Origin of the sequence: Methanoregula sp., from assembly GCF_049510175.1 — an archaeon.
In the GTDB taxonomy this organism is placed as follows: Archaea; Halobacteriota; Methanomicrobia; order Methanomicrobiales; family Methanospirillaceae; genus Methanoregula.
Genome location: NZ_JBEKZF010000001.1, coordinates 536,752 through 555,039 on the forward strand (window position 1 = coordinate 536,752; position 18,288 = coordinate 555,039).

At 57.3% G+C, this 18,288-nt stretch carries 17 protein-coding genes; 6 read left to right on the plus strand and 11 right to left on the minus strand.

Annotation, left to right across the window (positions count from 1 at the left end; genetic code table 11):
- Positions 1–49: 49 nt before the first annotated feature.
- Positions 50–514 (plus strand): hypothetical protein, encoded by a 465-nt coding sequence (locus tag ABSG49_RS02815; RefSeq protein WP_424024579.1) that lies wholly within the window; start codon positions 50–52, stop codon positions 512–514.
- A gap of 364 nt (positions 515–878) precedes the next feature.
- Here ABSG49_RS02815 and ABSG49_RS02820 read toward each other — a convergent pair whose 3' ends face one another.
- From ABSG49_RS02820 to ABSG49_RS02860, 9 genes are all read right to left on the minus strand, one after another.
- Entirely contained in the window at positions 879–1,589 is a 711-nt protein-coding gene (locus tag ABSG49_RS02820; RefSeq protein ID WP_424024580.1) for an SRPBCC family protein, read from the minus strand.
- Positions 1,590–1,604: 15 nt separating this feature from the next.
- Positions 1,605–1,727 carry a hypothetical protein gene (locus ABSG49_RS02825; RefSeq protein ID WP_424024581.1) on the minus strand — a complete coding sequence of 41 codons (123 nt, stop codon included), beginning with the start codon at positions 1,725–1,727 and terminating at the stop codon, positions 1,605–1,607.
- A 34-nt stretch (positions 1,728–1,761) separates the two neighbouring features.
- Positions 1,762–1,998, minus strand: coding sequence for a hypothetical protein (locus ABSG49_RS02830; RefSeq protein ID WP_424024582.1), 237 nt, complete (start codon positions 1,996–1,998; stop codon positions 1,762–1,764).
- 123 nt (positions 1,999–2,121) lie between these two features.
- On the minus strand, positions 2,122–2,394 hold the full coding sequence (locus ABSG49_RS02835; RefSeq protein WP_424024583.1) for an Hsp20/alpha crystallin family protein: 273 nt from the start codon (positions 2,392–2,394) through the stop codon (positions 2,122–2,124).
- 447 nt (positions 2,395–2,841) lie between these two features.
- Entirely contained in the window at positions 2,842–4,185 is a 1,344-nt protein-coding gene (locus ABSG49_RS02840; RefSeq protein ID WP_424024584.1) for a response regulator, read from the minus strand.
- Between the two features lie 2 nt (positions 4,186–4,187).
- Positions 4,188–8,129, minus strand: coding sequence for a PAS domain S-box protein (locus ABSG49_RS02845; RefSeq protein ID WP_424024585.1), 3,942 nt, complete (start codon positions 8,127–8,129; stop codon positions 4,188–4,190).
- 232 nt (positions 8,130–8,361) lie between these two features.
- Positions 8,362–8,580 (minus strand): hypothetical protein, encoded by a 219-nt coding sequence (locus ABSG49_RS02850; protein WP_424024586.1) that lies wholly within the window; start codon positions 8,578–8,580, stop codon positions 8,362–8,364.
- A 285-nt stretch (positions 8,581–8,865) separates the two neighbouring features.
- Complete coding sequence (locus ABSG49_RS02855; RefSeq protein WP_424024587.1) at positions 8,866–9,771, minus strand: hypothetical protein; 906 nt, start codon at positions 9,769–9,771, stop codon at positions 8,866–8,868.
- A gap of 129 nt (positions 9,772–9,900) precedes the next feature.
- A complete protein-coding gene (locus tag ABSG49_RS02860) occupies positions 9,901–11,424 on the minus strand; it encodes a PQQ-dependent sugar dehydrogenase (protein ID WP_424024588.1) in 1,524 nt (507 codons plus the stop codon).
- 290 nt (positions 11,425–11,714) lie between these two features.
- On the opposite strand from ABSG49_RS02860, the gene ABSG49_RS02865 reads away from it, so the two are divergent.
- From ABSG49_RS02865 to ABSG49_RS02885, 5 genes are all read left to right on the plus strand, one after another.
- Positions 11,715–13,760 (plus strand): zinc metalloprotease, encoded by a 2,046-nt coding sequence (locus ABSG49_RS02865; protein WP_424024589.1) that lies wholly within the window; start codon positions 11,715–11,717, stop codon positions 13,758–13,760.
- Between the two features lie 144 nt (positions 13,761–13,904).
- Positions 13,905–14,279 carry a hypothetical protein gene (locus ABSG49_RS02870; protein ID WP_424024590.1) on the plus strand — a complete coding sequence of 125 codons (375 nt, stop codon included), beginning with the start codon at positions 13,905–13,907 and terminating at the stop codon, positions 14,277–14,279.
- 116 nt (positions 14,280–14,395) lie between these two features.
- On the plus strand, positions 14,396–15,268 hold the full coding sequence (locus ABSG49_RS02875; protein ID WP_424024591.1) for an amidohydrolase family protein: 873 nt from the start codon (positions 14,396–14,398) through the stop codon (positions 15,266–15,268).
- Between the two features lie 144 nt (positions 15,269–15,412).
- A complete protein-coding gene (locus tag ABSG49_RS02880; protein ID WP_424024592.1) occupies positions 15,413–16,405 on the plus strand; it encodes a radical SAM protein in 993 nt (330 codons plus the stop codon).
- 190 nt (positions 16,406–16,595) lie between these two features.
- Positions 16,596–16,967 (plus strand): hypothetical protein, encoded by a 372-nt coding sequence (locus ABSG49_RS02885; RefSeq protein ID WP_424024593.1) that lies wholly within the window; start codon positions 16,596–16,598, stop codon positions 16,965–16,967.
- A 147-nt stretch (positions 16,968–17,114) separates the two neighbouring features.
- Here ABSG49_RS02885 and ABSG49_RS02890 read toward each other — a convergent pair whose 3' ends face one another.
- Complete coding sequence (locus ABSG49_RS02890) at positions 17,115–17,519, minus strand: hypothetical protein (RefSeq protein WP_424024594.1); 405 nt, start codon at positions 17,517–17,519, stop codon at positions 17,115–17,117.
- Between the two features lie 492 nt (positions 17,520–18,011).
- Positions 18,012–18,284, minus strand: a complete 273-nt coding sequence (locus ABSG49_RS02895; protein WP_424024595.1) for a hypothetical protein — start codon at positions 18,282–18,284, stop codon at positions 18,012–18,014.
- Positions 18,285–18,288: the final 4 nt, after the last annotated feature.

The following is an 18,288-nucleotide window of genomic DNA, read 5'->3' on the forward strand; positions in this document are numbered from 1 at the left end:
TGAAACAAAATTTGAAACATGCAGGAAATGAATAAGGAGAGATGTCCCTATGGTACAGCAGGATGTAAAGATCAGGGATCCGGCTATGCCTCAGGACACGGAAAAGACGATCAGGGAACTGGCTGCACGGTTATGGGGATTTCCCATCGAAGAATACCTGTCATCTGAAAATTTTTCCCTTTTTTGCAGGGAATATGATCTGGGTGATGCATGGAGGGAATACCTGGAACTTTCCCGGGATATACCGGAGTTATACGGCAGTACCGTAATAAAGAATGCGTTTGTCCTGTTTTTACACCATATTTTTCACAGCCGGCCAAAAGAATTCCCTGCATTGTTTCTCTCTCTCCTCATGGATTTTTCCCGGGGGATTTCCTGTGTTTTACCTCTTGACGAGCTGAAAGCGGACCTGGTGCTCCTGGGCTATCCCGATCAGGAGATAGAACATGAATTTTCCCGCGTAAACGCGGATGGAAAGGATACACCGGAATCGCGGGACGACAGGTTGTCCTGATTGAAAAAATATATCCCGGATACCCCCGGAAAATTACCTTACCGGGTCTGCAGAAAACCGCTTTTTTCCTGACGCTCCCGGGGGCTTCGCCGTGCGGCTCCGCCCCCGCGCTGTGGCACCCTCACGGAGCGATAGTGACGCATGGAGTCAGTGAAAAACAATCAAACAAAAAGGGGGTCAGGGGGTGCTCCTCCTGGGCTGCCTCCCCCTCCGGGGGAGAGAGGGGGTCACCCTCATAGTGTTTGAGAGGAATGGTAAAAAGGGCGTAAAATGTTTTCCCCGGAGCGAAATTATCGGTGATTATGGATAAAACGTGTCCCGGCATATCCCCCGGACTAAAAAAGGATACACCGGCTGCCGGGGGTCACGCCAGTCTTTTGAACACTGCCTGTGCGAGGACGCCGGCGTACTTGTCCAGGGATTCGTTCCACCCGGCCCTCGCCAGGTCACGCACGTCACCGGCGGGAAACCCGGCATGCCGCAGGATGAGCCGTGTCCTCCCTGCCAGGACTTCGAAGGTCACGGTGACGAGCATTTCGGCGGGAATGTCCGGGCTCATGCCGTACCGGGTCGCCGGGACCACATTGCCTTTTTCATCGGCGAAGCTGTCCGTGCAGACGATCCGCTCCGGCCTTTTAATCTCCCGGTAAACACCGGTGCTCCAGTAGTCTTTACCATCGGGGGACCGCATGCAGCAGAGATAGGCCCCGCCCACCCGGAGATCGATCCTGCAGGAGGGCGACATGAAGTTTTTCGGTCCCCACCATTGCATGACAAGCTCCGGCTCCGTCCATACTCTCCAGGCAAGGTCCCGCGGTGCATCGAAGAGGCGCGTGATGACGATCTCTTCCTCGCAGGTGGCCGTTGCAAAACTGCATGCGGCTGCGGACGATTCAATTTTGTGGCCTGCCAGGTTCACCCGGTAGAGCCGGGGATTGTTCAGTAAGTCCAGCGCATTGATCTTCTGGTCAATGAGGTCTTCATAGGAGAAGAAATCGGAAAGGTCGTTTCCCGTATCGGTCCAGAAGACCTCGACCCCGTTCTGGTACTTTTTGCTTCTGGTAATCTGCTGCATGGTCTTCCTCTATTCTCATTCGTTTTTTTCATGGTTTTTGCCGGTGAATTTTTCCCCTGGATCGCGCGAGCGTTTTTGCCCGGGCCATGCCGGGTCTGCTCTTCGGGTTTTTTTCCAGAGGTGCTCGCTGGTTTCCATCCGATTACCGGGGAAAGGTTTCCCGTATGGTTCGTCAGTCAAACCGGGGATGACGCCAGTACTGCCGGATAAAATCCGCATAAGGACAGTCCGAATTCGTGCAGCGGTGGCAGCCCTGTGCAGGACATACGGTCCCGTACCGGTGGAGTACTGTCCGGGAATCCGTCCTGAGGTCACCTTTCCAATGACAAAGATCCCGCAAAATCCGATCCAGGTCCTCTCCTGCCATGAAGAGTCCTTCGGAGTTCTCAAGAAGGGGAATTTTTGTCACACCCGTTTTTGGAATTGACGAGGCGATATAATAGGCTCTTTTGTAAAATTCAGATTTTGAAACAAAATTTGGAATAACGATGGAACAATGATGAAAAACGTACATGGCTTCGCCGGCCATGGATCATGATGCCGGCTTTTCAAGGACGATTTCCAGTACTCCGTCGGAGAACTTTTTTTTGAAAAACCGTGCTCCCCGGGGGACCTGGATGGCTTTTGTTATGGTCTTTTGATCTTCCGATATGGATATGGTAAAGGTTGTTTTTTCCAGGTCGATCCGGATCTGTTCTTCCGCTACGCCGGGAAGATCGATGCCGACGCGGATATGCCTGCCCTCATCAGTAATGCGGATCGGCGGGTCGAACACAGTACTGTCTTTGAGTTCATCGCGTTTCATCACAAACCACCTACTTGCAATGATTGGGATTATCTGTTTTTTGGGGAATTTTCCCTGGCAGCTCAGACCGTTGCCAGGGAACTATCTGGTTCTGTTGTCAGACTAAGCGATCTCTCTCCCGGGCAGTTTTTCCCTCTGCGGTTTTTCTGGTGTGTGCAATGGCCTCCGTGGCATATGCTGCATCCGGTGTCCTGCCCGCATAGTGGTTTCAAAGATGAATGAGAGGTTCATCCTTTCAGGCATGGCATTTTCCCTGGATGTGGGATTAATACCCACGCATCTTCCTTTTTTTGGCTCCTCCATATAGGTTACCGGATATTGCAGGAATTGTTTCAAACTTTGTAACATCGTTATCCTGCGTTACGGTCCGGACCTCCCTCACGGCAGGGAACATGCCGGTGATTGCCGGATTTCATCACGGGAGAACGGGATATCCGGAAAAAAATGTCATTTCGTGTCGGACGGGGGAATGGCAGTGACACCATCTCCCAGGATATGCCGGAAGACAAACTTGAATTCGTTAAGCCGGTTATGAATATACTTTCTTCCGGCCTCTGTCGGCGAGTATAGTTTTGATTTTCCAGAGATCTTCATGGCAAGGTATCCTTTCTGTTCCAGCTCATAGAGGTACGTGTAAATCCTGGCCTGGGGGATGAGGACATTATACCGGCTGTGGATCTCATGGACGATATCATATCCCGATATGGGTTTTTCCAGAAGCGAGAGCACTACCGGTTCAAGGGATTTTTTCACGACATCGTCGATGGTTGCCTGGGGGACAACGGTGACAGCTTCGGAAGGGAATGACCGGTGGGCAAAGGACAGGGTGGTCTCTTTGCCGGTTGATATGATGATCTTTGCAATGCCGTCAGAGAGCAGTTTTATCTGGTGGTGATCGATATCGGCCATATCCACGGCAATGATACCCGAGAGGGGTACGCCCTGGCTCTTTTTTTCGACGATCCAATTTTTTACGGTAATGATATCGGAAAACTCTTCCGTTTCGGAAAAATCAAAAAGGACCTGGAGCGTGCCGGCCGGCGGGTCTTGGGGTAACGATGCTGAACACTTCTCAAGGATTCCGGGCAGGAGATAGACCTCGCCCGCCTTTACCCGTCGCATGAAAAGGTCTCCGTCCCGGATCTCTTTCAGGAAATATTTCTGCAGGATGGACCGGTGATAGGCAAAGAAGTTGCGCCCTCCTTTTTTCAACCCGGCTTCAATGGCAAACCTGAATATCGGCTCTTTCAGGGTTGGATCGGCGTACAGGAAGAGGACAATATCGGTAAAAATATCCTTTAAGAGGACCGTCTTGATCTCCGGCAGGTCAATATATTCCGCCCCGGTCTCATCCTCTGCGTCACCTCCTTTACGGCGGGTACTCTTCTCAGGAGTCGCATGAGCGGCCTTCCGGAGTTCCTGTTCAGCAGTTTTGCGGAACAGGGCGACCTCGATCGCAGCCTTGATCTCCAGTTCGTTAAAGGGTTTTACGATATACCCATAGGGACCGACCTGTTTTGCTTTCTCGATTATTGCATCGTCTGCATAGGACGTGACAAAGACCACCGGGATGTCCATTTCGGCAATCGTTTTTGCCGCTTCAATACCATTCAGCCTGCCCGGCATGACGATGTCCATCAGCACCAGGTCCGGTGTAAGCCGTCGTGCCTTCGCGATGGCGTCCTCCCCCGATGACGCCATCCCGGCAACGGTATACCCCATTGCGCTCAGGCGCTCTTCCAGCTGCATCGTTATAATCGCTTCATCATCAACAACAAGAATCTTTGACATGGTTATTTACCTCCTGAATGGAGAGGGAATTCCACTACCACTTCCGTGCCATGGTCACTGGTGATAGCAACGGACCCGCTCAGCTGCAGGACAAGACTGCGGATGAGTTTGAGTCCCAGGCTGGTGGTCCGCCCGACATCCACTTCCTGGGGGATCCCGACCCCGTCGTCCCGGACGATGATACGGATGCGGTTATCCGTCTGTGTTGCAGAGACACTCAGGTTCCCGTGCTTTTTCCCTTTGAATGCATGTTTGAATGCATTGGAAAGGATCTCGTTCACCACGAGAGCACAGGGGATGGCCTGGTCAACCGGCAGGTAGATATCCTCTGCATCGATCTCGCTTTGGATCTCGGCACCCGAACGGCCGTATATAGTCGACAGATCTGCAACCTGGTCCCGGATCTGGCTTCCCATATTGATCTTATCGAACTGTTTGCTCTCGTACAGCCGCGTATGGATCTGTGCCATGGTCTTGATCTTCATCATCATGTCGGTCAGGATGCTGTTTGTTGTACTGTCGGGTGTCCGCATCCGTGTCATATCCAGGAGACCGGAGATGATCTGGAGATTGTTTTTGACCCGGTGGTGGATCTCCCGGATCAGGGTCTCCTTTTCCTCGATGGAAGCGATGAGTTTTTCCTCGGCGTGCCTCCGGTCGGTGACATCCCGGTAGCTCAGGACCCTCCCGATGATAGATGAGTCCATTTTCTGGGGTTTTGAATATCGTTCAAAGATCCTGCCATCGTTAAGTTCCAGCATGTCATAGGTCTCACGATCCTTGTGATGGACATGGTCATCAGCACTACCCTTGAACAACCCGGGATTTTTTACCTGGGTCTGCAGATATCCTGACACCGTGCGGTCGTCACCGCTCTGCAGCAGTTCGTCCGGGATCTTCCACATGGATGCAAAATTCTGGTTATACCGGATGATCTTCCCGGCCCGGTCTACCACATAAATCCCGTCAGCCGTTGATTCAATGGCTGCATACAGTTCGGATACGGTTTTCTTCACCAGGGATTCCGCGAGCCTGCGCTGGGAAATCTCTTCTTTGAGCTGGGCATTGGACTGCACCAGCTCTGAGGTCCGCTCTTTGACCCGCTTTTCCAGAAGATCGTGCTCTTTCCGGAGTGCCTCTTCGGCCTTTTTTCGTTCGGTGATGTCCCGGGCAGCGGCAAAGACACCGATGACATTTCCCGCCTTATCCCGGTATAAGCTCGCATTATAGAGGACCGACGTGACCTGCCCGTTCCTGTGCCGGATCTCCAGTGCATAGTCGGTCACCGACCCGTCACGGAATACTTTCTCATGGCCTGCCCTTGCTTTCGCAGGCTCCGTGAAGTAGTCCGAGAAGTCGGTCCCGATCAGTTCCTCCCAGGAGAAACCGGTGACCCGGATCGTTGCTTCATTGACGTCACTGATCGTCCCGTCCGGGCTGATGGTGACCAGCGGGTCGAGGCTCGCTTCGATCAGGCTCCGGTTATAGGTGTTTGCCCTTTCGATCGCATCCTGGGCCTTTTTCCTTTCTGTGATGTCCCGTGCGGCGGCAAATGCCCCGATGACGTTACCGGATTCGTCCCGGTATACCGTGGCATTATAAAGAACTGGCGTCACATGTCCGTTCCTGTGCCGGATCTCCAGCGCGTAGTTGGTTACCAACCCGTCGCGGAACACGCGCTCGTAGCCGGCCTTTGCCTTCGCCGGTTCCGTGAAATAGTCCGAGAAGTCGGTCCCGATCAGTTCCCCCCGGGAAAAACCGGTGACCCGGATCGTTGCCTCGTTGACATCACTGATCGTCCCGTCCGGGCTGATGGTGATCAGAGGGTCAAGGCTTGCCTCGATCAGGCTCCGATTATATACATTCGCTTTTTTCAGGGCGCCTTCGGCCTTCTTCTGTTCCGTAATATCGATACCCATCTCGAGTATCATGAAGGACCCGTCGGTATCCGTGAAGGGGAAGTCGTAGATATCGTAGTCCCTGCCGTTCGGCCCGGTCCAGAACCAGTGATGGGGCGCACGGGTCTTCATGACGGTATAGGTCTCGCAGGTCCCACAGGGTTCAGTACGGTTGAAGAGGAAGTCATAACAACGGCGCCCTTTCGGATCCTTAAAGGTCTCCCGGAAGTACCTGTTGGCAAATGGCATGCGGTAGTCCTTGTCGAGCAGGCAGACATACACAGGGAGCGCCTCAAGAACATCGTAGAGCCGGTGGCGTTCGGTACTGACAGATTCCACCGCCTCTTCCAGGTCAGCGGTGCGTTCCTCTACGCGCATCTCCAGTTCGTCCCGGGCTTCGAGCAGCGCTTCCTCTGCCTGTCTGCGCTCGGTGGTGTCCCTGTTCGAACCCCGTGTGCCCAAAAATCTCCCTTCCGCGTCAAGAACCGGCTGGCATACATGCTGGACCCAGCGCACCTCGCCATCCGGGCGTACGATCCGGAACTCCAAGGTTAATGGACCCTGCCCGGCCATCTCCTGAGCCATGTGTGCAAGCAGGATGAAGAGATCGTCAGGGTGCGTTACGTCCCTGAAAAGAGCCTCTGCAGAGGTATACTGGCTGACCGGCCTGCCCAGGATCTTTTCGGCCGATGGTGAAAGGTAGATGAACCGGCCATCAGGATCGATCCAGAACTCCCAGTCATAGGTGAAATCGGCAACGGTGCGGTACCGTGCCTCGCTCTCGCGCAGCGCCGCTTCCGCAAGCTTGCGATCCGTGATATCGACTGAAGCTCCCAGCATCGCCTCGTTCCCGTCGAACCTGGTGCGGGCGAGCGAAGCAGAGACCCAGAAGGGTGTCCCGTCTTTTCGTACAACCCTTACCTCGCGGTCCCGTAACCCGCCTGTTTTACGAAGGATATCGATAGACGCACTTCGTTCAGCGGCATCGTAAAACCGGTCCGCTGCAGGCCTGCCGATAATCTCCCCCGGCTGGAATCCGAATGCGCTGTTATAGGCAGGGTTGGTAAAGAGGATCGTACCATCCGATATGCTGCTGACTGATAACAGTACGGGAGATGTTTCGGCAATGACCCGGAACCGCTCTTCGCTCTCCCGGAGTGCCTCCTCGGTCTGTTTCCGCCCGGTGATGTCCCGCATGTAGACATCGACCCCTCCCCGGCGGCCCTTCATGAAGACCTCGTACCACCGCCCGTTCAGCGGTGACTGGGCCTCGTAGCGCTCGAGGGTGAACTTCTCCGCTGCATCGAGGTAATGCCGGTGGATCCGGGTCCCGACGAGGTGCGGGTAGAGATCCCAGATGACCCTGCCGAGCAGTTCGGAGGCCGGCCTCCCGAACGGTGCCTTCTCGGCGGCAGGGTTCACGAGGGTAAAGCGCCATTCTTCGTCAAGCGAATAGAACGTATCCGCAATGCCCTCCAGGATAGCGGAGGTCCTCTCCTGCCCCTCGCGCAGCGCCGCTTCTGCCCGCCTGCTTTCGGTCATATCGAGGACCACGTAGGCAAACCGGGGGTGCCCGTGGGGAGGAGTTCCCAGGTACGTGACGGTGGCGTGGAGCCAGGCCTCCGGTCTCCCCCGCGTGTCCGCGTATTCGAATGTCACCGGTTTTTTCGTCTTCCGGCTCTCGTTATAGTGACCGATCCACATCCGCAGGACATCACGCGGTTCGCCCAGTTCGGAGCCGCGTCTGTTTTTCATGGCATCCGGCGTCAGGCCGATAAAAGCGGCGGTGACGGCATTATCGGCGATATGCAGCACGTCATCCTCTGCAATCACTTCCACGATACCCCGCATGACGCCGGCGGAATCAAAGAAACTGCGCAGGACGGATTCGCTCTCCCGCAGCGCTTTTTCCGCCAGCTTCCGACCGGTACTATCCCGGCCGGATGCCACAATACCCACAACTGAACCCTCATCATTGCCGGGAGCAGGATTCCTTTGTGAGTCCGGCAGGTCCGCTTTTGTTCTTTTACTGCTCCCTTTGCTCATCTGCCAGCGCCGCCAGTATTACCGGGAAACAATGATGGTATCAAAGCGACTGCAGCTCCCGGTATATACGATCACTAAATTACGATAATTAAAACCTTTTTAAGGATTTAAAAAGCGTTTTGTCATATTACAATTTTTGAAACGATACTGATGAATCTATATACCCATGAGGATCGTGAGAGAAAAAAGCGGTTATGCCCTCCGCCTGCAATCCGGCACATCCGCGTGCCGCCTAAGACTCATCCAGCATCTTCTTGACCATCTTCATGGTCTCGATCTTGAACTGGAAGTGCTTGATCATACCCTCTTTCATCATGATCTTCGCATCCATCATGCGTTTCATGAGCGTTTTTTTCTGTTCGTCGCTGAGGGTATTCCACATCTCCGTCATAAGCATCTCTTTCTGCTGCATCATACCCATACCTGGGTGCATCCCGCCTTCGTGCATCATGGTTTCGACTCCTGCTCTTGTCCGGCTGCCCGGACCGATGCCACTGTGTACTCAGGGAAAATATAGTTCTGTTCCATGGTTCCAAAAATTGTTTCATGGATTGGAAATCTCCGGGATCCTAACCGGTCCATCAGAGACCCGAAGGAGGAGAATGCCGGAAGTCGTCGCACCTGAGACCGGATAAGAACGGAGTTCTTCGACTGAATGCATCAGCATTCTTCGAATTCCCCGGCGTATTTTCATTGACCTGTAGTACACTTAAAAAAAGTGAATGGTCCCCTGCTTTTAGTACCCGCCGCCACTGCTGCTGGAGCCGCCATAGCTGGCTGCGTAGTTCGTGGTCGGGACGGTCGTCGGAACCGTCGTGGGAACTGTCGTGACGACCGGTACGATACCGGAGACATTCGCGACATACCACAGGTTGTTGAACCCCTGGCCGTTCGTGTCGCCCGGCATGTTATCACCGGAGTAGTAGTAGAGCGGCTTTCCCTTGTAGGCCGTCTGTGTCACGTTGTCTGTCCGGGCAAGCGGGACGAAGTCTGCGAGGTTCAGCGAGGAGGGGACCTTCAACGGGTAGTCGGGACCGAAGGCCGGCCATTTTGCGAGGCAGGTGCCCGAGCAGGAGGTGGTCCCGGCGGTATCCTTCGTGAAGACATAGAGCGTCTTTCCGGAGGTATCCGTGAGGTACGAGCCGAGGGCTGCAGTATGTGCGACGAGTACGCTCTCATCGGGCCTGAACACGTACCAGATCCCGAGGACGCCATCCCCCTTCACATCGCCCGGGTTTGCATCGGCCTGGTAGTAGTAGAGCGGCCAGCCGTAGTAGGTGGTCTGTTTCGTCCCGTCGCCCCGCGTGATCGACCCGAAGTCTGCCGGGTCCAGCGGGGAGGAGACGTGGACGGTACCTGCCGAAAAGGCCGGCCAGATGGCGGCACACTGCCCGCTGCAGGCGCTTGCGCCGCTGTCAGGCCGGTCATTGGCGAAGTAATAGAGGGTCTTTCCCTGGGCATCCGTCAGGATGGTGCCCAGCGGGCTTGCAGCAGCAATGACCGTGTCGGCGGCCGGAACCGCTGTCGGCGGTGCGGCCGGCGGCAGGGTCTGCTGCACCGGCTGCTGTTGCTGCGTGCATCCGGCAATGAGCAGCGCTGCTGTCACTGCCAGCATAAGGATGAAAAGTGTTGCGTGCTTCATGGCATTCCCCTTGAGAGGCTGCCGGGAATTCCCTCCGCGGGAATGATAATCCTTTGGATAACTTTCACTTTTTGGAAACAGGGCAAGGGCACCTGCCAGGACGGGAGTTCCCGGCCGGCAGGAGGATCGTCACCTGGCCGCTGTCGCGGGAGGGGCTGCCGTTCCTGTCGTCGTGTCCACCAGGCCCGGGGTATCCGCCGGCACCATCTCCCAGACCTCGCCGGAGTCCTGCGGCGCGAGCCCCGGGCCGCCGGCCCGGTTCGCCAGCACGAGGACCTCGTTATCGTCGTTCCCGGAGAGGCCGCGGACGAACGCGTTGATCCGCCCGTTCCCGTTGTTGGCAACGCTCAGGACCCGGGTCGTCCACATCGCGTTCCCGGCCGGTGTCAGGGCTGATGCATCTGCGGGAAGGGCCGCGAGATCAAGGCCGGCCGGCGGTGCGGAGACGAGGAGCGTCCCGTCCCCGGTGCCGCCGAATGCATCCGACCAGGTGCCGTACACGTACGACCCGTTGAGTCCGGGGAGCAGGCTGCCGCGGTAGAGGACCCCGCCGACGATCGTGTTGCCGGTGTCGTGGCCGAGCTCCACGATGGGGCCGATCAGCGGCTGGCCGGCAGCGCTCGTTGCCGGGCAGGGGCCGTCCTTTGGCCGGGAATCATCGTTCGGGTCGAAGCAGTGCGTGCCCTCCCGGATGTTCCAGGGGTACGCCCCCCCCTTATAGACGATGAAGAGGGACTCGAAGAGCCGCTGCCCCGCCATGGCGATGAACAGCCGGTGGCTGCCGCCGGAGTCGAACGTGGCATAGGCCGGGTTCCGGAACCCGTACGCGAAGATCTCGGGCCGGGCACCGGTTTTAAACGGGTTATCCGCAGGTATTGCATAGGGCGTGCCCGGATTATTTACGTCGATCCGGATCACCTTCCCGAGGAGCGTTGATATGTCCTGCGCATTCCCGGTGCCGGGCGTGTGGCCCGGCCCGGTGTTGTCCGCCCCGCCCCCGTCGCCGAGCGGGAGGTAGAGGTACCCGTCGTCCGGCCCGAAGAGGAGCGTGCCGCCGTTGTGGTTCTGGTACGGCTTGTCGACCTCGAGGAGGACCTTCTCGGACGACATGTCGGCCCGGTCCGCGCCTGCATGGAACTCCGAGAGCCGGTTCGTGCAGCTCCAGCCGGGGTCCGCGCCGGCCCGCAGCGGTGCGCTGTAGTAGACGAACACCCGGCCGTTCGTGCGGTAGTCCGGGTGGAACGCGATGGAGAGGAGGCCCCGCTCGTCGTACCCCGGGCTGAGGCGGACCATCCGGTCCCGGAGGTCGAGGAACGGGGTTTCCCGTATCGTGCCGTTCATGAAGAAGATCTTCACGTACCCGGTCTGGTCGACGAGGAAGAGCCGGCCGGTCCCGTCGTGGGGGGAGACGACCTGCATCGGGGCGGTAAAACCGCCGGCAACGAACCGGAGGCCCACCGGCACGGCCGGGGCGTGGAGGTGCGTAAGGGAATGGCCGTCAGCAAAGCCGGCCGCCTCCGGGGAGTCCTGGTTCGTCAGGTCAGGTGCGGGCGCCCGGGAGGGAGAAGGCGATACCCCGTTACCACTGCACCCCGCGATCACGGCGGCCGCAGCGAGGACCGCAAGGAGGACGAGGATACGACCACTCTTCATGAGCGCACCTGGGGACCGGGATACGATAAACCTGTCCGGGATTCTCAAAATCAGAAAGGACGAGACGTTGCACCACAGTTAATGTAAATATTTTTATATTTGTATATTTTATAGTAAGCTTTTGTCTGCAGGAAATTCACGGGGAGCATCCCGCGTGGGATCGCTTCTGCCTTTCTCCATACTATCCGTAGTCCGGGCGGGTGCACGGCTGAAGATGAGGGGAGGTACCTCCGGTACCCGCCCGCCGGGAGGCAGGGAATTCCAGAGGACTGCAGAAGGAGGAACAACCTATGGCCAGAAAGAATATGGAAGACAACACGAAGCGTCACCGGACCTGCGCGACGATGGACGAGCACCGCCGCCTTGCCGCACTCTCTCCTGAATACCGCCGGAGGCGCCGCGAGATCGAGCTCGAGACCCGCCAGTTCATTGCCCGCTTTGCAGCGGAAGGGTTGCGCACGGGTATCGTCCGCATCCCCGTGGTCGTCCACGTCGTCTACAACACGGCGGCGCAGAACGTCAGCGATGCACAGATCCAGTCGCAGATCGATGTCCTGAACGCCGATTACCGCCGGACAAATACCGATGCCACCAGTGTGCCGGCCGCGTTCGCGGGCGTGGCCGCCGATACCCGGATTGAATTTGCCCTCGCCGTGCGCGACCCCCATTGCGGCACGACCACCGGCATCACCCGCACCCATACGACAACCACCGGTTTCACGATATCGACGAGGAACAACGTCAAGGCGGCAGCGACCGGGGGTGCGGACCCGTGGCCTTCGGACCGGTACCTGAATATGTGGGTGGCAAACTTTACCGACACCCTCCTCGGGTTCGCAACCTTTCCCGGGGCCCCGGCAGCGCTGGACGGGTTCGTCGTCGCGACCCATGCGTTCGGCACGACGGGAACCGCCACGGCGCCCTTCAACCTCGGACGTACCGCAACGCACGAGATCGGGCACTGGCTCAACCTGATCCATATCTGGGGCGACGATGAGAATCTCCCGGATATCTGCAGCCTCTCCGACGAGTGTGCCGACACGCCGAACCAGGGGATCATGAACTTCGGGACACCTGCGTTCCCCCATGTCACCTGCAGCAACGGGCCGAACGGGGACATGTTCATGAACTACATGGACTACGTCGATGACGCGGCGATGTTCATGTTCACGCAGGACCAGGCAACGCGGATGAACGCGACGCTCTCCGTTGCGAGAGCCGGTATCCTTTCATCAGACGGCCTCGTCCCGGTCAGCGGGGGGACCACCCCGGACCTGTGGATGCAGGACAATGCCGATGACACCGGTGATGAACCCGACGCGAGTCCGCACGCCATGTGCATAACCGATGACATCTGGGTGCGCAACAGCCCGGACGGGCTGACGACCCAGGACCACCAGAACCCGCGTGGCGAGGAATTGAACTATGTCTACGTGCGTGTCCGCAACCGGGGCTGCCCGACCGCCGGCTCCCAGTCGGGCAACCTGAAACTCTACTGGGCAAAGGCCTCGAGTTCGCTCTCCTGGCCTGCGCCCTGGGACGGCAGCGTGACCACGCCGGCGCTGATGGGCGGCGTCATTGGCAGCCAGCCGGTGACCGTGGCCGGCGGCGCACAGGAGATCCTGTCGTTCGACTGGACACCCCCGGACCCCTCGGATTACAGCACCTTCGGCGCAGACAAGGCGCACTTCTGTCTCCTCGCCCGCATTGAGACTACGCCGGCAGCACCATATGGGATGACGGCGCCGGAGATCCCGGGAAATCTCTATGCCAACGTGAAGAACAACAACAACATCGTCTGGAAGAACATCACCATCGTCGATACCGATGGGGACGGTGCGCGGTATGCCGATTTCATTGTCGGCAATTTCACCCGCGGGAGACGCGAGATCCGCCTGGTCTTTGAGACGCCCGGGAAGCGACGCGGCGCTTCCCTGTTTGAGTGGGGGCACATCCTCGTCGAGTTCCGCGGCGACGCATTGGCCCGGTTTGGAAAGGGCGAGGTCAAGGGGAAAGGGTTCGAGCGGCTTTCCGACGGGCGGCTCATGATCACGCGTCCGGGGGCAGAGCTGCTGGACCTCCCGTTAACCCCGCTGAAGTTCGGGACAGTGCATGTGCAGTTCGTGCCCGATGGCCACCGTGCAACCGGTGCTCAGGTCTTTGCACTCGATGTCACTGAACTGGACGAGAAGGGAGAGCGCATTGGTGGCCAGCGCCTCCTGCTCAAGACAACGGCAGGGATGAAGCGCCCCGACTGGGATAAACAGCTCTGTACCTTCGACGGCGTAACCTGGACGCCCCGGTACAAGGGCGGGTGCGGGTGCGATCACCATTGAGTGATCGGGACCCTCCCGGCACCTGCTATCGGGGAGATATCCGGCACCACTCATATCATCAATCACCTTTTTTTCCGGGGAACCAACCCCTCCTCCGAAATCCTCCTCCAAAAAATCCATTATCCTCCGCCACCAACGAACCGTATGCACCCGGATCTCAGGGACACCGCGGGCCTCGGCACCCTCCTCTGGCTGATCGGGTACCTCGCGTCCATGGCGCTCTTCTTCTCGCCCCTCTCGTACAGCCTGGGCTGGATCATCCTTGTGGTCTTCACCCCGTTCACGGTCTGGGTCACGTGGTGGTGGTTCCACCCGAAGGGACGCCTCCCCCTGCAGTATTACGCGGAGGTGGGAGCGGCCTGGACCCTGATCGCGGTCGTGCTCGACTACCTCTTCATCGTGCTCCTCTTCAGGGCCACGTATTACGCGCCGGACGTCTTCCTGTACTACGTCCTGATGTTCCTGATCCCGGTCGGGGTCGGCTGGTACCTGGGACGGGGTTCAGTACCGGCCGGGTGACCGGCCGCGGCTTCCGGTATACCGGGGTTTCGGCACGGGGGCAGTGCACCGGCCAGGTCTCCGATGATCTCCTTTATTACGGTACACGTCTCCGGAGAATATACCGTGGGAGGAGAATGTCAGGAATGATACTCGATGCACGGGTGCGACCCCCGTTTAAAAGTCTCAGGAATGTACTGGCACCGGAACCGGGAGCCCGGCCGGCGGCCAGACGCAGCCCCCTGGTGAGCGGGTACGAACGCCCGCTATCGATGGTCGAGAAATCGGTCGACCTGTTCATCAGGGAGATGGATGAAGCCGGCGTGGACAAGGGTATCCTGGTGGGCAGGCAGGCGGGACACCGTATTATCTCGAACGACGACATCGCTGAACTCCGTGACCAGTACCCCGGACGGTTCCCCCTCGCCCTTGCGGGTATCAGCGGGATCGATGTCCCCGCTGCCATCCATGAGGTTGAGCGTACCATTACGAAGCTGGGATTTTCCGGCATTGCCGTTGACCCCGGCTGGTGGGTCCCCCCGAGGTATGTGGATGACCCCCGCATCTACCCGGTGTATGCAAAATGCGCAGAACTCAAAGGCGTGCTCTATCTCACCTGCAGCCTGATGCAGGGGCCGGATATCTCGTATGCTGAACCCTGGCGCATCCAGCGCGTGGCAAATGCCTTCCCGACCCTGCAGATCGTTGTCGTGCACGGGGCATTCCCCTACACCCGCGAGATGCTCGGGGTCATGATTGCCAATGCCCCCCTGGGAAACCTGTGGGTAGTGCCGGATTTCTTCCAGTTCATCCCGGGTTTTCCGGGAGCCCAGGACTGGGTGGATGCGGCCAACCACTACCTGGGGGACCGGATCATCTACGCCTCATCGTACCCGGTACGGCCCCTGAAACAGAGTCTTGAAGAGTTCCGGCGGTTCTCGTACAGACCCGGGGTGCTGGAGAACCTCCTTGCAAAGAATGCAGAGAACCTGTTTGGCATCCGGATATAATACGCAGGGCTCCAAAAAGGGAACAGAGAAATCACGGGATGAGGGGTATGTCATCGAAGAGCATGACACGCGAGGGGCACACGGACCAGGGCAATGATGGTGAACACGGGAACGGTACCAAAACCAGCATGGAGAAAGGATAAAATGACCCACATGAACGCGGAGATCAAGGCGGAATTACTGGCACGAGGAAAAGTCGATGTCGAGCGTTCGTTGCTGCCGCCGCCTTCCCGTTCTACCGCAGGCCCCGGGACCGGACTGCGGTCCATCTTCTTTAAATCCGGGGGGCACCGGGTGCGCCTGGAGATCGATGCAGCATCCCCCCTGAAGATGGTACGGCAGGATGGCGATGTGGTCATTCTTCAGGACAATAAAGAACTGGTGCGGGGACAGATTGACCCCATCGTCGCGCACTGTCCCGGACAGACCTACATCACGATCAGCGAACAGTGCAGGTATGACTGCAAGTTCTGTTCGGTCCCCAAGTTCCAGGGAACGATCAAGACCCTTGACCAGGTCCTTGCTATTGTTGAGAAGGCAAAGTCAGGCGGGAACCTGAAAACGATTGCATTCACCTCGGGGGTAGCGACCACACCGGAGAACGAGATCGACCGGGTCGTGGCATATGTCCAGGCAGTAAAAAAATACCATGTCCCTGTCGGTGTCGCGGTGTACCCGACGGAAGACTCGTCCCAGCGGCTGAAAGACGCAGGGGTGACGGAAGTGAAATACAATGTGGAGACCATGGACCGGGAGATCTTTGATCGGGTCTGTACCGGAAGAAAAGGCCAATCCCTCGATTTTATCCTGACATCGTTACGCGATGCGGTAACGGTATTCGGGAAGAACCGGGTCTCTTCAAACATTATTATCGGGCTTGGCGAGACTGACGAATGTGTCCGGAAAGGGGTGGAATACCTGGCAAAGATGGGGGTGATCCCGGTCCTCCGCCCGATCACCCTTTCACCCTACCGCCAAGGAGAGATTTCAGCAACACGGCCCAGTGCCGGAAGATTGCTGAAACTCGCGAAGATGACGCGCGACATACTCGAAAAATATCATCTGGATACCGGAGTTTCGAAGACCATGTGTCTTCCCTGTACCGGCTGCGACCTGACACCCGGCCGCGATGCGTGATAATGAATAACGATTGAGCAGGGATGGCAGTGCCCTCCCCCTCATCACCGTTTGAAACCGTGGCGCCCTCCCTGCAACCCCATTTCCCGGACTGGTGGCCGGAGTGACCGGTGCATCCGGTACACCAGTAATAACAAATAGCGAGACGGGACAATCAGATTGTTACAGAGATCAAAAAAAGAGCATACTGATGAAAAAAACTGCCTTTGTTATCATGCTCCTCATCACGGTGGTCATGCTTGCGGGATGCACCACGACCGGGACTGCTGGCCAGGAGACCGCACGGGACACGATCCGGGCTCACTATGACTATCACGAGAGCTGGTCGCCCGGACTGGGATGCTACGGGAAGGTATCCGGGTATGCCTACAATGCGGGAAATACAACGGTGGATAATGTGGCGCTGGACTTCAACCTTGTCGATACCCGGACCGGGACCATCCGTGATTCGCGGTCCGTGTTCATCGGCACGATGGGGGCCGGGCAGTCGGTCACGTTCGAGTCGGTCCTCGATGGTGAATGCGCGCAGGAGTACCGGGTCGACGGGACCATCGTACCATAACCCCTCCTGAAAAATTATCCTGTTTTTCCGGTTCTGATACGGTAATACTTGATCGCCGGATTTTTATCTCATATCATTTCCGGTCTGCCGGCAACGTACCGGTACCGTCTTAAAAAAAATGTGGAAAGCCGGGAGGAGGTGGTACGATCAAGAGACGTCCTCAACGTAGACCCGGTATGTCCAATTCGCCGGGAGGTTGGTGGACTTAAAGATAATCACCTCGTACTGGGACTGCCCGTACGGGGCGATGCTGACTTCGCTGTCCCCGTTGGCCAGCTGCCTTCTGCGCGACTCGTCATAAATATTGACAGCGATAACGGCAGTGACCGGCACCGCGATATCGGACTTCACCGTCCCGGAAATATCGGGCGCGCCATAGGATGTGTATCCCGCCATCGTATTGACAATCTCCACGACCGGGCCTGCTGGTGTTGGAGCGGTATAGGTATCTGATGATGCCGGAACGGTGGAGCCCGGGAATCCGAAATAAATAACCACAAATGCGATCACGATACAGCAGATCAGCACAAGGGGTACTGTTCTTCTGTTCATAGTTCCCTGATCATATCTTCATGTCATAAGAGTTTGCATCCCGACTGGTTCATCAGAACCAGAAGGTTGAGAAAAACTCTTCAGAGTTCTTCGAGTTCCGACTGGTTCATCAGCATTCGAAGTCCGGCTTTTTGCCTTACTTTTCCTTATCTGGATTTGCAAAACCCCTCCCATTCTCCTCGTCGGGGTTTTGAGAAACCTCTCCGAACCAGAAGTTCAGTACATGATCCGGGGAGGCGGTCGGGCATGTGTCTATTTATCAGGAGTGCGAGAATGAATCAGTATGAATTATCAGAACCTGAAAAGCCCCCGGGTTATTTCGATAATTCTGGGGCTCATCGTCGCGATCATGCTGACCGCGTTTCGCATACCTCCGGCTTTCGCTCTCGTTGTGGGCATCATTTTCGGAGTTGTGGCGTTTTTTGTCCTGAATGAAAATAAAAAGGAGAGATGAATCCCCTTCCGTCTGCAGGGACCATGCAGGTACCCCCGCTACCGCCCCGGATCCTCCTCCGGCTCCCGGAGACGATCGTCCCCGCCTTCGTGCAGCTTCCGGTACCAGGGCCACACCACGAAGATGCTGGCCAGGGCCCCGAGGACCATGATAACGATGATGACGTATTCCATCGTCTCTGACAACTGCCAGCCCAGCCAGAAGAGCAGGAAGAGATACGCAGCGATGACCAGGAGGCTCTCGAGGATAAAGGCGAGGATGGACCACCTCCTGAACGCTGGTGACAGCCCCTCACCTTCCCCGCCTGGCATACCA

Excerpts from the sequence above, each read along its gene's own strand:
- ABSG49_RS02850 (WP_424024586.1), bottom strand. The coding sequence starts at position 8,580 with ATGATGCACGAAGGCGGGATGCACCCAGGTATGGGTATGATGCAGCAG.
- ABSG49_RS02825 (WP_424024581.1), bottom strand. The coding sequence starts at position 1,727 with ATGGAAACCAGCGAGCACCTCTGGAAAAAAACCCGAAGAGCAGACCCG.
- ABSG49_RS02815 (WP_424024579.1), top strand. The coding sequence starts at position 50 with ATGGTACAGCAGGATGTAAAGATCAGGGATCCGGCTATGCCTCAGGAC.
- ABSG49_RS02890 (WP_424024594.1), bottom strand. The coding sequence starts at position 17,519 with ATGAACAGAAGAACAGTACCCCTTGTGCTGATCTGCTGTATCGTGATC.
- ABSG49_RS02835 (WP_424024583.1), bottom strand. The coding sequence starts at position 2,394 with ATGAAACGCGATGAACTCAAAGACAGTACTGTGTTCGACCCGCCGATC.
- ABSG49_RS02845 (WP_424024585.1), bottom strand. The coding sequence starts at position 8,129 with ATGAGCAAAGGGAGCAGTAAAAGAACAAAAGCGGACCTGCCGGACTCA.
- ABSG49_RS02860 (WP_424024588.1), bottom strand. The coding sequence starts at position 11,424 with ATGAAGAGTGGTCGTATCCTCGTCCTCCTTGCGGTCCTCGCTGCGGCC.
- ABSG49_RS02880 (WP_424024592.1), top strand. The coding sequence starts at position 15,413 with ATGACCCACATGAACGCGGAGATCAAGGCGGAATTACTGGCACGAGGA.
- ABSG49_RS02865 (WP_424024589.1), top strand. The coding sequence starts at position 11,715 with ATGGCCAGAAAGAATATGGAAGACAACACGAAGCGTCACCGGACCTGC.
- ABSG49_RS02875 (WP_424024591.1), top strand. The coding sequence starts at position 14,396 with ATGTCAGGAATGATACTCGATGCACGGGTGCGACCCCCGTTTAAAAGT.
- ABSG49_RS02855 (WP_424024587.1), bottom strand. The coding sequence starts at position 9,771 with ATGAAGCACGCAACACTTTTCATCCTTATGCTGGCAGTGACAGCAGCG.
- ABSG49_RS02870 (WP_424024590.1), top strand. The coding sequence starts at position 13,905 with ATGCACCCGGATCTCAGGGACACCGCGGGCCTCGGCACCCTCCTCTGG.
- ABSG49_RS02820 (WP_424024580.1), bottom strand. The coding sequence starts at position 1,589 with ATGCAGCAGATTACCAGAAGCAAAAAGTACCAGAACGGGGTCGAGGTC.
- ABSG49_RS02885 (WP_424024593.1), top strand. The coding sequence starts at position 16,596 with ATGAAAAAAACTGCCTTTGTTATCATGCTCCTCATCACGGTGGTCATG.
- ABSG49_RS02895 (WP_424024595.1), bottom strand. The coding sequence starts at position 18,284 with ATGCCAGGCGGGGAAGGTGAGGGGCTGTCACCAGCGTTCAGGAGGTGG.
- ABSG49_RS02840 (WP_424024584.1), bottom strand. The coding sequence starts at position 4,185 with ATGTCAAAGATTCTTGTTGTTGATGATGAAGCGATTATAACGATGCAG.